This is a genomic window from Pseudoduganella violacea (assembly GCF_014191875.1).
In the GTDB taxonomy this organism is placed as follows: Bacteria; Pseudomonadota; Gammaproteobacteria; order Burkholderiales; family Burkholderiaceae_D; genus Rugamonas; species Rugamonas violacea_A.
Window position 1 is genome coordinate 371905 of sequence record NZ_JACHXD010000002.1, and the last position, 16028, is coordinate 387932.

Sequence of the window (16028 nt, forward strand, 5' to 3'; positions counted from 1 at the left end):
ACACCATGAAGAAGAATCCGATTGCCCTTGCCGCCCTGTGCCTGCTGGCCAGCAGCGCCTTCGCCCAGAACGCAGAACGCCGCCTGGAAAGCTTCGCGCAGAACCAGAACACGCTGGAGATCAACACCAGCGACGGTAAATACCTGATCCGCCCCTACTCCGCCACCGTGGTGGAAACCGCCTTCATTCCGAAGGGCGAGCAGTACGACACGAACTCGCATGCCGTGGTGTTGGCGCCCGAGGCGCTAGCCACCACGCTAAAGGACAGCGTGACCAGCATTGAATTCGCCACGCCGGGCATCGTGGTCACGGTGCAGAAGTCGCCCTTCCGCATCAGCTATGCCTACAGGGGCCAGCCCCTGGTGTCGGAAAAGCTGGGCTATACCCGCAAGGATGGCATGCAGGCCATCGAATTCAATCTGGACCAGGACGAAGCGCTGTACGGCGCCGGCGCGCGCGCCGTGGGCATGAACCGGCGCGGCAACCGCTTCCAGTTGTATAACAAGGCGCACTATGGCTACGGCAATCGCTCGGAGCTGATGAACTTCACGATCCCGATGGCGCTGTCGTCCAAGCGCTACGCCATCCACTTCGACAATCCGCAGATCGGCTATCTGGACTTCGACAGCAAAAAGGACAATACGCTGAGCTACGAAACCATCGGCGGCCGCAAGACCTATCAGGTAATCGCAGGCGACAAGTGGGAAGACGTGATGGCCAGCTACACCAGCCTGACCGGCCGCCAGCCGCTGCCGCCGCGCTGGGCCTTCGGCAATTTCGCCAGCCGCTTCGGTTACCACACCGAGGCCGAAACCCGCGCCACGGTGGACAAGTTCATCGAAGAGAAAATCCCTCTCGACGCCATCGTGCTTGACCTCTACTGGTTCGGCAAAACGGTGAAAGGCACGATGGGCAATCTGGCCTGGGACAAGGACAGCTTCCCCAATCCGCAAAAGATGATGGCCGATCTGACGGCCAAGGGGGTGAAAACGGTCGTCATCACCGAACCGTTCGTGCTGACCACTTCTTCGCGCTGGGAGGAAGCCGTGCAGCGCAAGGTACTGGCCACCACCAAGGACGGCGCGCCTTACACCTACGATTTCTACTTCGGGAATACCGGTCTGATCGACCTGTATAGCCCACAGGGCCGCGAATGGTTCTGGAATATCTACAAGGATCTGAAGCGCGACGGCGTCACGGGCTGGTGGGGCGATCTGGGCGAGCCGGAAGTGCATCCATCGGCCCTGCAGCACGCCACCGGCTCGGCCGACCAGGTGCACAATATCTACGGCCACGATTGGGCGCGCCTGATCGCGGAAGGCTACCGCAAGGACTTCCCCAACGAGCGCCCCTTCATCCTGATGCGCGCCGGCTATTCCGGCTCCCAGCGTTTCGGCCTGATTCCATGGTCGGGCGATGTGGGCCGCAGCTGGGGTGGACTGCAATCGCAAATGGAAATCGCGCTGCAGATGGGCATGCAGGGTCTAGGCTATATGCACTCCGACCTGGGCGGCTTCGCTTCCGCCGTGCTGGATGACGAGCTATATACGCGCTGGCTGCAGTACGGCGTATTCCAGCCCGTGTTCCGTCCGCATGCCCAGGAGGAAGTGCCGGCCGAACCGGTGTTCCGCAGCGAGCGCGCCAAGTCGCTGGCGCGCGAAGCGATCCGCCTGCGCTACGCCATGCTGCCGTATAACTACACCACGGCTTTCGAGAACAGCCAGAGCGGCATGCCGCTGATGCGCCCCATGCTGTTCGAAGAACCGCAGAACGACGCGGCGCGTTCCATCTCGGGCGCCTACCTGTGGGGCAAGGACTTCCTCGTCGCGCCGATCGTGGAGCCGGGCGCCACGCGCAAGGAGCTGTACTTCCCGGCCGGCAGCGCGTGGTTCGACTTCTATAACGACCAGCGCCATGGCGGCGGCATCACCGAGGCGCTGGGCGTGGTGCCCGAGCATATCCCGGTCTTCGTGCGCGCCGGCGCTTTCGTGCCGCTGGCAAAGCCGGCGCAGAGCACCAACGATTATTCCGCGCGCCAGATCGATCTGCACTACTACCACGACCAGTCGGTGAGCGCATCGAGCGGCAAGCTGTATGACGACGACGGCGCCACCGCGCAAGCCTATGAGCAGGGCAAGTATGAGTTGGTGCGCTTCGCCAGCAGCCTGCAGGGCCGCGAGCTGCTGCTGTCGCTGGAGACGGAAACCGGCCGCGCCGCACAAGTCGCCGAACGCGGTTACAACGTCAGCGTGCACAATGTGGCAGCCAGGCCGCAGCGCGTACTGCTCGATGGCCGCGCCGTGAAATTCAGCTGGAACGCGGCGCGCAAGCTGCTGCAGGTGAGTGTGCCGGCGCGCCGCCAACTGTCCGCCAAATTGGCTGTAAGCCTGTAATTCAATCGTCAAATTATTTGTTGTTTGACTACATTTCACTCCACTGCAGCCCGTAATTGCGGTGAAATGTTCGATTGACAGGCAAAATCCATCATGTTATTTTGCTACAAATTTACGCATACATACTTATAACGGGGACAGGCAGGCATGAATCCTTCAACCACCAAGGCGCGGCTGTCGTTCTGGCAGCTGTGGAATATGAGCTTCGGCTTTTTCGGCATCCAGTTCGGCTTTGCCCTGCAAAATGCGAACACCAGCCGCATCTTCTCCACGCTCGGCGCCAACCCGGATGAACTGCCTTTGCTGTGGCTTGCCGCCCCCGTCACCGGCCTGCTGGTGCAGCCCATCATCGGCTACCTGAGCGACAATACCTGGCACCCGAAATGGGGCCGCCGCCGTCCCTTCTTCTTCATCGGCGCCCTGCTCGCCTCCATCGCCCTGTTCCTGATGCCGAATTCCTCCGCGCTGTGGATGGCGGTGGCCGTGCTGTGGATGATGGACGCCGCCATCAATGTATCGATGGAGCCTTTCCGCGCCTTCGTCGGCGACAAGCTGAATGCGTCGCAGCAGACGGCCGGCTTCGCGATGCAGACCTTCTTCATCGGCTGCGGCGCGGTGATCGCTTCGCTGCTGCCTACGCTGTTCGGCGATGTGCTGGGCGTGAGCAATGTGCCCGTCAACGGCGGCATTCCCGATACCGTGCGCTATTCCTTCTATGCCGGCGGCGCGGTGTTCTTTTTCGCCGTGCTGTGGACCGTGCTGACGGCCGACGAGCTGCCGCCCGAGAATCTGGAACAATTCCGCGCCGAGCGCCAGCGCAGCAAAGGCATGGGCCACGCGATGAGCGAAATTTTCGGCGGCCTGCTGCGCATGCCCAAAACCATGGCGCAATTGGCCGTGGTGCAGTTCTTTACCTGGATCGGCCTGTTCGCCATGTGGATCTACAGCACCTCGGCGGTGGCCGACAATGTGTTCGGCACCACCGACGCGCAATCGGCCGCCTTCCAGGATGCGGGCAACTGGGTCGGCACCATGTTCGCGGTGTATAACGGCGTGTCCGCGCTGGCGGCCTTTATCCTGCCGGTGTTCGCGCGCGCCACCAGCCGCAAGGTCGTGCACATGAGCTGCCTGGTGATCGGCGGCCTTAGCCTGGTCAGCATCTTCTTCATTCAGGACAAGCAGCTGCTACTGGCGCCGATGGTCGGCGTGGGCGTGGCCTGGGCCAGCATCCTGACCATGCCGTATGCGATCCTGGCGGGCGCTTTGCCGGCCCGCCGCATGGGCTACTATATGGGCGTGTTCAACTTCTTCGTGGTGATTCCGCAGATCGTCAGCGGCCTGCTGCTGGGTTACGTCACCACCCACTTCTTCGGCGGCCACACGATCAGCACCCTGGCGCTGGGCGGCGCCTCGATGGCATTGGCGGGCCTGCTGACCATGATCGTCAAGGACACGGCGGCGCCCGCAGCCTGATTGCGCGGCGTTTTGCGCCGCCCGTATTGCGCTACACCGATGTTGCAATTGTGCCACCATCCGGCATATTTTGAGCAAACGCGGAGCGATCATGGCAATCCACACGGTAGCAACCTCCCCCTACCCCGGCCAGCGTCCGGGGACTTCCGGCCTGCGCAAGAAAGTGGCCGTGTTCAGCCAACCCAACTATCTGGAAAACTTCGTGCAGAGCGTGTTCGACACGCTGGGCGACGCATCGGGCAAGACGCTGGTGCTGGGCGGCGATGGCCGTTTTCACAACCGCGCGGCGGTGCGCGTGATCCTGCGCATGGCGGCGGCGCATGGCTTTGCGCGCGTGCTGGTGGGACAAGGCGGCATTCTCTCCACGCCGGCCGTCAGCTGCGTGATCCGCAAGCACGGCGCGCTGGGCGGCATCGTGCTCTCGGCCAGCCATAATCCGGGTGGACCGGAGGGCGACTTCGGCATCAAGTACAACATCGCCAACGGCGGCCCAGCGCCGGAAAGCTATACCGAGGAATTCTTCCACCGCAGCGAATCCATCGCCCAGTACCGCATCAGCGACGCGCCGGAAATCGACATCGACCGCGTCGGCAAAACGCGCATCGAAGAGATGGATGTGGAGGTGATCGATCCCGTCGGCGACTACGCGGAACTGATGCAGCAGCTCTTCGATTTCGCCATCATCCGCCAACTGTTCGGCAGCGGCTTCCGCATGTGCTTCGATGCGATGAGCGCCGTCTCCGGCCCGTATGCCAAGGCGATCCTGGAAGGCATGCTGGGCGCGCCGGCCGGCACCGTCATCAATGCCGTGCCGCTGGAAGATTTTGGCGGCCACCATCCCGATCCGAATCCCGTCAACGCCGCCCAGCTGATTGAGCTGATGGCCGCTCCCGACGCGCCGCATTTCGGCGCCGCTTCGGACGGCGATGCCGACCGCAATATGATCGTGGGTCGCAAGTTCGAAGTCACGCCTTCCGACAGCCTGGCGATCCTGGCGGCGAACGCCGATGTGGCGCCCGGCTACAAGGACGGCTTGAAAGGCATCGCCCGCTCCATGCCCACTTCGCGCGCCGCCGACCGCGTGGCTGAAAGCCTGGGCATTCCCTGCTACGAAACGCCAACCGGCTGGAAGTACTTCGGCAATCTGCTCGATGCGGGCAAGGCCACGCTGTGCGGCGAGGAGAGCTATGGCACCGGTTCCTCCCATATCCGCGAAAAGGATGGGCTCTGGGCGGTGCTGTTCTGGCTGAATCTGCTGGCCGTACAGCGCCAACCGGTCGAACAGATCGTGGCCGAACACTGGGTACGCTTCGGCCGCCACTACTACTCCCGCCACGATTACGAGAACATCGTCGCCGACAACGCCCACATGCTGATGGAAGACCTGCGCATCAAGCTGCCCTATCTGCCGGGGCAGCAGCTCGGCCACTACACCGTCGCCAGCGCCGACGATTTCGAGTACACCGATCCGGTCGACGGCTCGCTGGCGCGCCAGCAGGGCATCCGCATCATCATGACGGATGGGTCGCGCATCATCTACCGCTTGTCCGGCACCGGCACCGAAGGCGCGACCCTGCGCGTCTACCTGGAACGCTACGAAGCCGACACCACGCAGCACCGCATCCCCACCCAGCAGGCGCTGGCCGGCCTGATCGCCATTGCCGACAGCGTGGCCAGCATCGTTATGCACACGGGGCGGAGCAATCCCTCCGTCATCACTTAATCTCAACAAGGAAACCATGAAACTGCACGCACTCGCCTTCTCCCTTCTGCTGGCCGCCATTGGCAATCCGGCGCTGGCCGCTCCCAAGCCCTTCTTGTGGGAGAACGCGACCGTGTACTTCATGATCACCGACCGTTTCCACAACGGAGACCGCAGCAACGACCTGGCCTACGACCGCAAAGCCGACGCCGCACCGCTGCGCGGCATGATGGGCGGCGACCTGAAAGGCGTCACCGCCAAGATCAAGGAAGGCTATTTCGACAGCCTAGGTGTGAATGTGCTGTGGCTGACGCCGCCGGTCGAACAAATCCATGCCGGCACCGATGAAGGAACGGGCAAGACTTACGGCTTCCACGGCTACTGGGCGCGCGACTGGACGGTGGTGGACGCCAACCTCGGCACGGAACAGGACTTCCGCGCAATGGTGGACGCGGCCCACGCGCGCGGCATCCGCGTGCTGCTGGATGTTGTGATGAACCATACCGGCCCCGTGACGGATAGCGACACCGTCTGGCCTCCCGGCTGGGTGCGCACCGGGCCCACCTGCACCTACAAGGACGCGCCGACCACCACGCTGTGCACCCTCGTTCCCAACCTGCCCGACGTTCGCACAGAAAGCGATACGCCGGTCGAATTGCCCGACTTCCTGGCCGCCAAGTGGAAGACCGAAGGCCGCTACGAGCGCGAAGTCAAGGAGCTGGACGAATTCTTCGCCCGTACCGGCTATCCGCGCGCGCCGCGCTACTACCTGATGAAGTGGCACGCCGACTGGGTGCGCAAATTCGGCATCGACGGCTTCCGTGGCGACACCGTCAAACACACCCAGCCCGGCGTATGGAAGGAACTGCGCGCGGTCGCGGAAGCGGCCCATAACGACTGGAAGCGCGCCAACCCTGCCCGCGTGCTCGGCGACGGTAAATTCTTCATGGTGGCGGAGGTCTATAACTACAATATCGCGCATGCGCAGAAGTTCGATATGGGCGGCGGAGAGTACTGGAATTTCTACGACAACGGCTTCGACAGCCTGATCAACTTCGGCCTGGTGCACGACGCCAAGCAGGATTACGAAAGCCTGTTCAGCAAATATTCGGCCCAGCTGCATGGTCCGCTGAAAGGCTACTCCGTACTGAACTACATCGACTCCCACGACGACGGCAATCCGCTCGACCCATCGCGCAGCAAGCCTTTTGAAACGGCCAGCAAACTGCTGCTGGCGCCCGGCGCGGCGCAAATTTACTACGGCGACGAAACCGCGCGCCGGCTCGATTGGCCGCAAGCCGGGGGCGACGCCAAGCTGCGCTCGGACATGAACTGGCAGGAGCTGGCGCAAAACGCCCAGCGCGACGGCTATCGCATCGCCGAGGTGCGCCGGCACTGGAGCAAGCTGGGACTGTTCCGCCAACGGCATCCCGCCGTCGGCGCCGGCGAACATGCCAAGCTGGCCGACCAGCCCTATACCTTCAAGCGCACGCTGAAGCGCGGCGCCATCGACGACAAGGTGGTGATCGCCCTTGAAGCGCCAACCGGCAAGCAGCTGCCAGTCAGCGTCGCGGGCGTCTTCAAGGACGGCTCAAAGCTGCGCGACCACTACTCGGATGCCAGCTACACCGTCAAAGGCGGCAAGGTGCTGACCACGGGCCGCTACGCCACCATTCTGCTGGCGCCCGCGGCAAAGGAGGCGCGGCGCGACAACTGAGTTATATTAGCGGGCATTTTCACGCAAAAAGGGAGACAGAAGTGCCAAAACAAATCCTGAAAAAGCCCGCCGTCATCGCCGTGATGCTGGCCCTGGCCGCAGCCGGCGCGCAAGCCGCCACGCCAGCCAAGAAAGGCAAAGCCACCGTGGCGGAAGCTGAACGCTTCTTGGCCGACACCGAGGCCAAGTTCGACAAGCTCAATCTGGAGCAGTCGCAAGCCCAGTGGATCGCTGCCAACTTCATCACCGACGACACCGAAGCCCTCGCCACCTACTTCGGCGAAAAGACGCTGAACGCCACCGGTGAAGCCGCCGTGGCCGCGCGCCGCTTCAACGGCCTGCGCCTGTCGGCCGACGCCGAGCGCAAACTCAAGCTGCTGCAACTGAATTTGGTGCTGTCCGATCCGAAGGAGCGCGAAGCCTACGCCAGCGCGCAGGCCGCGCTGCAAGGCGCCTACGGCAAGGCCAAATACTGCCCGCCCGGAACCGGCGACGGCAAGGAAGGCTGCCTCGCACTGGGCGATATGGAAAGCGTGCTGGCCACCAGCCGCGACCCGGCCAAGCTGAAGGAAATGTGGGTGGGCTGGCACAAGCAGTCGCCATCGTACAAACAGCGCTATGCCGACTACGTGGTCCTGTCCAACAAGGGCGCGCGCGAAATGGGCTTCGCCGATACCGGCGCCATGTGGCGCTCGCAGTACGATATGCCGGCCGATGCCTTCGCCGCCGAAATGGAACGCCTGTGGCAGCAGGTCAAGCCGCTGTACGACTCGCTGCACACCTACACCCGCTACAAACTGTATGAAACCTATGGCAAGGACGTGGTGCCGCTGACCGGCCCCGTGCCCGCCCACCTGTTCGGCAATATGTGGAGCCAGACCTGGGACAATCTGTACCCGATCCTGAAACCAGCCAGCGGCGCCAGCAGCTTCGACCTGGGCAATGTGCTGGAAAGCCGCAAGACCAGCGCGAAGGAGATGACCGAATACGCGGAACGCTTCTATACCTCGCTCGGCATGCAGAAGCTGCCGGCCACCTTCTGGGAACGCTCGCTGCTGACCAAGCCGCGCGACCGCGAAGTGGTGTGCCACGCGTCGGCCTGGCCGATCGACGCCAAGGAAGACGTGCGCATCAAGATGTGCATCAAGCCGACCACCGAAGAGTTCACCGTGATCCACCATGAGCTGGGCCACATCTACTACTTCCTCGCTTACCAGAAGCAGCCCAACCTGTTCCGCAACGGCGCCAACGACGGCTTCCACGAAGCCATCGGCGACACCGTGGCCCTGTCGATCACGCCCGACTACCTGAAAAAAGTCGGCCTGATGGACCAGGCGCCGGACGCCAATGCCGACGTCGGCGAACTGCTCAAGCGCGCCCTGGGCAAAGTCGCCTTCCTGCCCTTCGCCTACTCGGTCGACAAATGGCGCTGGGATGTTTACTCCGGCAAAACCAAGCCCGCCGACTACGACAAGAGTTGGTGGCAGCTGCGCGAGCAGTATATGGGCGTGAAGCGTCCGGCCCCGATCGAAGCAAGCGGCTTTGACGCCGGCGCTAAATACCACGTCGCCGCCGACGTGCCATACGCGCGCTACTTCCTGGCCAATATGCTGCAGTTCCAGTTCCACCGCGCCCTGTGCCGCGAAGCCGGCTACACCGGCCCGCTGCACCGCTGCTCCGTGTACGGCAACGAGAAGGCGGGCAAGAAGCTGCAGGCGATGCTGGAAATGGGCCAGAGCAAGCCATGGCCGGAAGCGCTGAAAGCCATCAGCGGCGAAGACCGCATCGACGGCGGCGCGCTGCTGGACTATTTCGCCCCGCTGAAAACCTGGCTCGATGAGCAGAACCGCCAACTGGCGGCGAAGTATCAGAAGAGCTGATTCTTGAGTAAGCAGACTCTGTCCGGCACTGGGTGCCGGACAGAGTCATAACCTTTACCCATGATCAGTGGAACGGCAAAAATACATTTCTTTCTTTATCGTGCTGCTGACAAACTGCGTTTCTAATACTTCAGGCGGCAGCGTAGGTTCTTGCCAATTAACCTCGAAAGCAGCCCAGAAAGTACGGCATGTATCATCTGGGCCTTGCCGTATATGAAGCTTTGAACAGTAAATCATGGGCACGTTTTCGACGGTGAAACGGTCTATGCTCCCCTTTGCCAAGGTAGGAAGCATTTTGTATTTTAAGGAACACTCGAATCCCTCGCCGCTTAGCTGGCGCACTGCCGTCTGCGTGATTTCCCCATTAAAGTGATGCGTTTTTTCAAATTCCCTCTGAATCGAAAGCAAGGTATCTGCCTGTCTGACCGTCTCCTCCCATAACTGCGCGTATGTTTTTGACGTCCGTCCTGCAGTTGAACCGCATCCAGCAATAAAGCAAATAAGGCAGTACAGAGTAACCATTTTCATGTATAAGCATGACATTCCGGCATCTCCTTCGAAAAAGCAAAACAATCCATCAAAATTTAGCACTGGAGGAAGGCGTGCTAGTCCGATACCCAGGTATGACGCCTCGTAGGGACCAGACCTTTGAGTCATAGATTTGATCGATTTTCACGTTCTTGTATTTGGAAAACGCAGCGGACGTTTGGGAGAAATCCTGCATAATGTCTTGCGCTGCCTGCATTCCTCTTTTTGCAAAGATATGCGCTTCTTCTTCGCTACCACCAATAAAAAGTCTGGTCTCTGCCAAGGTTCCTTCATGAGTAATTTTGTCGCGCCAAAGTGGGGTTGGCAGATCTTCAGGTGGCGATAGAACCTTCATTTCCGACCCCAGCATTTCCTTTACCACCTTACGAAAATTCAGTTCCATACGTTCATTGGGTTTTGGCGGGAAGTCCGAGGCACCAAATCCGTACATCTCCTCTATTCGATTGAATCCTTCAACTTCTTCGTTGGTAACTGCGCGGGCACGATAAAGTGCCGCGTTCACAGAAGCCATAGCTTGCGCTCTCTGGGCATCACTCAGCTTTACGCCCCCCACAGTTTCGAATGCGCTCATCAACTGGCCAGCAACCGTTCGCGCTTGGTCTTCCGAAATGTAATCCGGGTCACTGCCGTGTAGGCCATGACCAAGGGGCGCGTCATAAGCAACGTTTACACCGTTAATTGAGCGAGAATGGAAAATCGAATCAACCAGGCCGTGCATCGCAATGCCAACTCGCGCATCGTCGTCTTTATAGATAGCAATTTCGTTATGATAGAAGGCTAGGTTGTCCCCTGTCGTCCGGCCATTCAAGGCATGAATTGCGCGCTCCGAGTATTCTCCAATCTGGGCAGGCTCATAATCCTGTTTCGACATCAGGCGTCGAACTCCATTCGTGTAGCCATCCAGGGCGGATACCTGATCGGGGAACTGCGAATAAGCAGCAATAGCGCTGACACGCTCATCTGGAAGCCCAACCATTTTTCCGAGCATTAAAGGAAGATAGTAATGCCCTCCCGCTTGGGCCGTATGAAGCATTTGGGGAGCACTGCCGGATGCCGCATAATTCAGGCCATCGATCACTGAGGATGCGCCGGGAAGAACGTTCGCATCCCATTCCGACAATGCAGCCGAAGTTTCCTGCCCCTCGGGCTCGTCCAGACTCTTTGCAGAGACGTCATTTGCGACGCTGCCTGTGCCGGACTGATCCTCGATGCTCATCTGACGCTGAGTGGCGATCAAGATCGCACCGCAAGCCGTCTTCATACCTTCAACGGCTGTACCTATCCCTGCAAATGTATGGAAGTCCAGTCCATCCTTGATCGGGAATTTCCCTTTGCATTGCGGGCACCATGTTTGATGTCCCCGCTGCGCAATAGGACGGCCGTCGATCGTGGCATCCTCATTCCCTTCAAGAACATTGCCCCCATGCGAGGTGGGATCACCTTTGCAGATCACCGCACGCGCCATAGCAGTCTCCTTTGCGTCCTGAAAACTTCACTCTAGCTGCTGCGCAGATTGGAATTTTGACCAAGGGCAATCTTCCGTACACGACGAAGTCGATGATACATCCTTGCCAGCCCAACAATTCCAAGCTACAATTGAGAATAATTCTCATTCACGAATAGCCAGCCGCACTCCGCATCGCCAGCCTTTTCGCATCACAGGACTTCAAGGCAATGGCGTACCCGCATCAGATCAAACTCACTCCCCTGGCAACCGCTTGCGCGCTGTTGCTGGCCGCTGGCGGCGGCATTGCCCATGCACGCGGCGCGGATAACGCCGCGCCAAACGGCGAAGCCGCCGAAGCCACCATGGCCGTAATCAAGGTCGAGGGACGCCGCGAGGAAGGCGATGTGGGCTTCAACGCGAAACGCGCCGGCGCCGCCACCAAGACCGATACGCCGCTGATCGAAACGCCGCAGGCCATCAGCGTGGTGCTGCGCGAGCAGTTCGAGGTGCAGGGCGCGCAGACGCTGCGCCAGACCGTTGGCTATAGCGCCGGCATGGTGTCGAGCTATTTCGACAGCCGGGGCGACAGCATCAGCGCGCGCGGCGGCTCCTCGACGCAGATGCTGAACGGCCTGCAAACCAACTTCGGCTTCTACAACAATGCCCGTCCCGATCCGTTCACGCTGGAGCGCGTGGAAGTGTTGCGCGGTCCTTCGTCCGTGCTGTATGGCCAGGGCGGCATTGGCGGCATCGTGAATATGGTGTCGAAAACCCCGCTGGCGCAGGATCGCCGCGAAGTGCAGGTGCAGATCGGCAGCCATAACCGCAAGCAGATTTCTGCCGACGTCAATCAGGTGCTGGACCAGCAAGGACATTGGACGGCGCGCATCGTGGCCGTGGGCCGCGACAGCGATACCCAGGTCAAGCACGTTGCCGACGACCGCAAGGTGCTGGCCCCTTCTCTGACCTGGGCGCCGGATGCGAATACCTCGCTGACCGTGATGGGCCAGTATCAGAAGGATGAAAGCGGCTCCATGATCGGCTTCTTCCCGCATCAAGGCACGCTGTTGCCATCCAAGTACGGCCAGATCCCGACCGACACCTTCATCAGCGAACCGGGTTGGGACGCCTACAACACCAAGCAGAAAATGCTGGCCTATATGTTCAGCCACAAATTCAACGACAACATCACGCTGCGCCAGAACCTGCGCCGCAGCGAGAGCGAGGTCGATTACCGCAGCATTTACACCAGCTTCGCCGCCGACAAGAAAACCGGCCGGCCGGCGCGTCCTGTCTTCAATGACGACCAGCGCACCGTGAACCGCGATCTGGTCCAGCAGCTCAACGAGCTGGACTCGACGCTGATCGATACCCAGCTGGAATCGCATTTCAAGACCGGCCCTGTCGAACACACCCTGCTGGTGGGCTTCGATGTGCAGCGCGCGGAAACGCGCCAGGCTGCGGCACGCGCCCTGGCTCCGGCCATCGACGTGTATGCGCCGGTGTACGGCAACTTCACCCGTCCCGGTCCGATGCTGCATCAGCCGACCACCAATCTGCATCAGAAAGGCCTGTACCTGCAGGACCAGATGAAGATCGCGCAGAAGTGGGTGGCGCAGCTGGGCTGGCGCCACGACTCGGTGCAGAACGATATCGAGGGCCGCCCCACCGCGCGTACCGACGACAAGGCCAATACGCGCCGTGCCGGCCTGCTCTACATCGCAGACAGCGGCTGGTCGCCATATATCAGCTACGCGGAATCCTTCCAGCCGCTGGGCGGCGTGGACCTGAACAACAAGCCCTTCGTGCCGCAGCGCGGCAAGCAATGGGAAGCGGGCCTGAAATGGCAGCCGGCCGGCCGCAATATGACGACCACGCTGGCCGTCTACGATCTGCGCGACCAGAACCGCAAGACCACCGATCCGGCCAATCCGAACAACAGCATCCAGGTGGGCGAAGTGAAGGTGCGCGGCCTGGAGCTGGAAAGCACGGGCGCCATCAACCATAGCTGGGACTGGATCGCATCGTATGCCTATACCGATGCCACCGTTTCGCGCAGCAATGGCCCGGATCTGGGCAAGCGCGTAAGCGGCACGCCAAAGCACAGCGCCTCCGCCTGGGTGACGCACAAGTTCGCGCTGGCCGGACGCTCCGGCTTCAGCACCGGCGGCGGCGTGCGCTATGTGGGCACGTCGTGGGACGGCATGGATACGCTGGCAACGCCGTCGGCCACCCTACTCGACGCCATGCTGTCGTATGAATCCGGCCCATGGCGCCTGGCGCTGAACGTAACGAATTTGACGGACAAGGTGCAGATCACCACCTGTCTGAACCGCGGCGACTGCTTCTACGGACAGCGCCGCACCGCCGCCCTTACCGCCCGCTACATCTGGTAAGGCATGTAAAGACCACCCTTTCGGGACAGGGAGTACTCCCCAATCAGCTCTCTGTCCTTTTTTTATTCCAAGCCAAGGAGTTCCCCATGCGTCTGCCGACACTTTCGGAAAACGCCAGCTACCGCGCCGGCATCGCCTCGCGCACGCTGGCGGCGGTGCTGGGGGGCTACCTGGCCACCTCCGCCGCCGCATCGCTGCTGGCGCTCGCGCTGCCCGCCATGGGCGCCTCGCGCGCCGACGCCGTCATCAATTCCACCCTGCTGTCCTTTGCCCTGCTGACCTGCGCCGTGCTGTGGGCCTTTGCCGCCCGCAGCGCGGCGCGCGCCTGGCTCGGACTGCTGCTGCCGTCTGCCGTCATGGGCGGCATCGCCTACGCACTGTATCGGAGCCTGCCATGAAAGAAGGATTCCGCCAGTCGATGGCATGGCTGCATACCTGGACCGGTCTGCTGGTCTGCTGGGTGCTGTTTCTTGTTTTCAGCGCCGGCACGGCGACCTACTTCCGCGACGAAATCACGCTGTGGATGAAGCCCGAGCTGCACGCATCGGCCATGACGCCAGTACCGGTGGCACAGGCCACCGAAACGGCCATCCAGGCCTTGCAGCAAAGGGCACCGGACGCATCGCGCTGGTTCATCACGCTGCCGACCGAACGCGCGCCGGCCACCCGCATCGGCTGGTCGCCCAAGGAGATGGAAGGCGGCGGCGAAAAGAAAGGCCGGCGCCGCTTCAAGAATGTGCTGATCGACCCGGCCACCGGCGCGGAAGCGGCCGAAGCGCGCGAAACGCGCGGCGGCGAATTCCTCTACCGCCTGCACTTCGACCTGCACTATATGTCGCCGCTGACGGCGCGCTGGATCGTTGGCGTATGCGCCATGTTCATGCTGGTGGCGATCATCAGCGGCGTCATCACGCACCGCCGCATCTTCCAGGACTTCTTCACTTTCCGTCCCGGCAAAGGTCAGCGCTCCTGGCTCGATGCGCACAACGCCACCGCCGTGCTGGCCCTGCCCTATCACCTGATGATTACCTATACCGGGCTGGTGACGCTGATGTTCATGTTCATGCCCGCCGCCTCCACGGTTGCATACAAGGGCGACCACGACACCTTCAGCGCCGAAGTCTTCCCCAGCGCCGGCAAGCCGCGCAAGGCTTCCGGCGAAGCCGCGCCGCTGGCGCCCCTGCGCCCGATGCTGGAGCAGGCCGAGAAGCATTGGCAAGGCCAGCATGCCGGTTCGATCTCCATCACCGCGCCGAACGACGCCAACGCCACCGTGTCGATCACCCGCGCGGCCGGCAAGAACCTGTCGCACAAACAGCCGGCCATGCAGTTCGACGGCAAGACCGGCGCCCTGCTCTCGACTTCCGGCGATGAGCTGATTGACGGCGGCAGCACGCATGGCGTGATGTATGGCCTGCACTTGGCGCGCTTTGCCGGGCCGCTGCTGCGCGCCCTGTTCTTCATCTCCGGCCTGGCCGGGTGCGCGATGGTGGCGACGGGCGCGCTGCTGTGGGCAGTCAAGAGCCGCCAGCGCCAGGCCAAGACGCTGAAAGCGGGAGGCCGCATCGGCTTCGGCACGCGTCTGGTGGAAGCGCTGAATATCGGCGCCATCGCCGGCCTGCCGATCGCTTACGCCGCCTACTTCTGGGCCAACCGTCTGCTGCCGGTGGGGATGGAGGAACGCGCCGAGAGCGAGATCACCGTCTTCTTCGCCGTGTGGGGCATTGCGGCCTTGCTGGCGCAGGTGATGCCGAACCGCGCCATGTGGCGCATCCAGCTCGGCGCCGGCGCCTTTGCCTTCATGGCGCTGCCGCTGGTGAACCTCTTCACCAGCCAGGCCCACCTTGGCGTCACGCTGCCGCAAGGCGCCTGGGCGCTGGCCGGCTTCGACTTAACCGTACTGCTGCTTGGCGCGGGACTTGGCTACGCCGCATGGCGTCTGGGACGCGGCCAGGCAAAAGCCGCCCGCCCGGCCGCCGCTGCCGCCGCGAATACCAAAGCGATGCAGGAGGCGGCATGAACGGCATCCTGAATATGGCGGCCATGTTCGCCTTCTGCTTCGCCGGCCTGGCCGCCCTCTCGCTGGTGATGGAACGGCATTACGCCGACATCCACGGCCGCGGCGCCACACCGCCCGCCGCCGTCTGCCGCAGCCTCCGCATGGGCGGTGGACTGGCGCTGCTGCTCGCCTTCTCCGCAGCCCTGCGCGGCGAGAGCATCGGCCACGGCATCGTGCTCTGGCTGGGCGGACTGACGGCTGCCGCCATCGCCCTCGTCCTCCTGCTCTCCTACGCTCCCCGCTTGACCGGCCGCAGCACCCTCCTCTCCGCCGCGTTCGCCATGCTCACCTTCCTCGCCGCCTAAGCTCAGCAGCCGAGCCCGTGTCCACCCTGGTGCCTGGCACCAGGGTGGACACGGGCTCGGCTGTGGGTGAAAAAAAAACCTCGCCGGGGCGAGGTTTTGAAGCGTTG

General features: G+C 62.1%; 11 protein-coding genes. 9 read left to right on the top strand and 2 right to left on the bottom strand.

What is annotated here, in order from left to right; translation table 11 throughout:
• The first annotated feature begins 5 nt into the window (after positions 1–5).
• The 5 genes from FHS03_RS04780 (at position 6) to FHS03_RS04800 (ending at position 9165) form a co-directional block, all read left to right on the top strand.
• Positions 6–2393: a TIM-barrel domain-containing protein gene (locus FHS03_RS04780; RefSeq protein ID WP_183439857.1), complete on the top strand. Its 2388-nt coding sequence runs from the start codon at positions 6–8 to the stop codon at positions 2391–2393.
• 147 nt (positions 2394–2540) lie between these two features.
• Positions 2541–3866, top strand: coding sequence for an MFS transporter (locus tag FHS03_RS04785; RefSeq protein ID WP_183439858.1), 1326 nt, complete (start codon positions 2541–2543; stop codon positions 3864–3866).
• 91 nt (positions 3867–3957) lie between these two features.
• Positions 3958–5589: an alpha-D-glucose phosphate-specific phosphoglucomutase gene (locus FHS03_RS04790; protein ID WP_183439859.1), complete on the top strand. Its 1632-nt coding sequence runs from the start codon at positions 3958–3960 to the stop codon at positions 5587–5589.
• A 16-nt stretch (positions 5590–5605) separates the two neighbouring features.
• Positions 5606–7285, top strand: coding sequence for an alpha-amylase family glycosyl hydrolase (locus FHS03_RS04795; protein WP_183439860.1), 1680 nt, complete (start codon positions 5606–5608; stop codon positions 7283–7285).
• 41 nt (positions 7286–7326) lie between these two features.
• The gene (locus tag FHS03_RS04800) at positions 7327–9165 is read left to right on the top strand and encodes a M2 family metallopeptidase (RefSeq protein ID WP_371871590.1); all 1839 of its coding nucleotides are present in this window, start codon (positions 7327–7329) and stop codon (positions 9163–9165) included.
• Between the two features lie 54 nt (positions 9166–9219).
• Here FHS03_RS04800 and FHS03_RS04805 read toward each other — a convergent pair whose 3' ends face one another.
• Together FHS03_RS04805 and FHS03_RS04810 are read right to left on the bottom strand one after the other, a co-directional pair.
• The gene (locus FHS03_RS04805) at positions 9220–9693 is read right to left on the bottom strand and encodes a hypothetical protein (RefSeq protein ID WP_183439861.1); all 474 of its coding nucleotides are present in this window, start codon (positions 9691–9693) and stop codon (positions 9220–9222) included.
• Positions 9694–9742: 49 nt separating this feature from the next.
• Positions 9743–11179, bottom strand: a complete 1437-nt coding sequence (locus tag FHS03_RS04810) for a PAAR domain-containing protein (protein WP_183439862.1) — start codon at positions 11177–11179, stop codon at positions 9743–9745.
• A gap of 209 nt (positions 11180–11388) precedes the next feature.
• On the opposite strand from FHS03_RS04810, the gene FHS03_RS04815 reads away from it, so the two are divergent.
• From FHS03_RS04815 to FHS03_RS04830, 4 genes are all read left to right on the top strand, one after another.
• Positions 11389–13557 carry a TonB-dependent siderophore receptor gene (locus FHS03_RS04815; RefSeq protein WP_183439863.1) on the top strand — a complete coding sequence of 723 codons (2169 nt, stop codon included), beginning with the start codon at positions 11389–11391 and terminating at the stop codon, positions 13555–13557.
• Between the two features lie 86 nt (positions 13558–13643).
• Complete coding sequence (locus FHS03_RS04820) at positions 13644–13955, top strand: DUF3649 domain-containing protein (protein WP_183439864.1); 312 nt, start codon at positions 13644–13646, stop codon at positions 13953–13955.
• The gene (locus FHS03_RS04825) at positions 13952–15577 is read left to right on the top strand and encodes a PepSY-associated TM helix domain-containing protein (protein WP_183439865.1); all 1626 of its coding nucleotides are present in this window, start codon (positions 13952–13954) and stop codon (positions 15575–15577) included. Before FHS03_RS04820 ends, FHS03_RS04825 begins: the two co-directional genes overlap by 4 nt.
• Positions 15574–15921, top strand: coding sequence for a DUF3325 domain-containing protein (locus FHS03_RS04830; protein ID WP_183439866.1), 348 nt, complete (start codon positions 15574–15576; stop codon positions 15919–15921). The genes FHS03_RS04825 and FHS03_RS04830 overlap by 4 nt, the downstream gene beginning before the upstream one ends.
• Positions 15922–16028 lie beyond the last annotated feature (107 nt).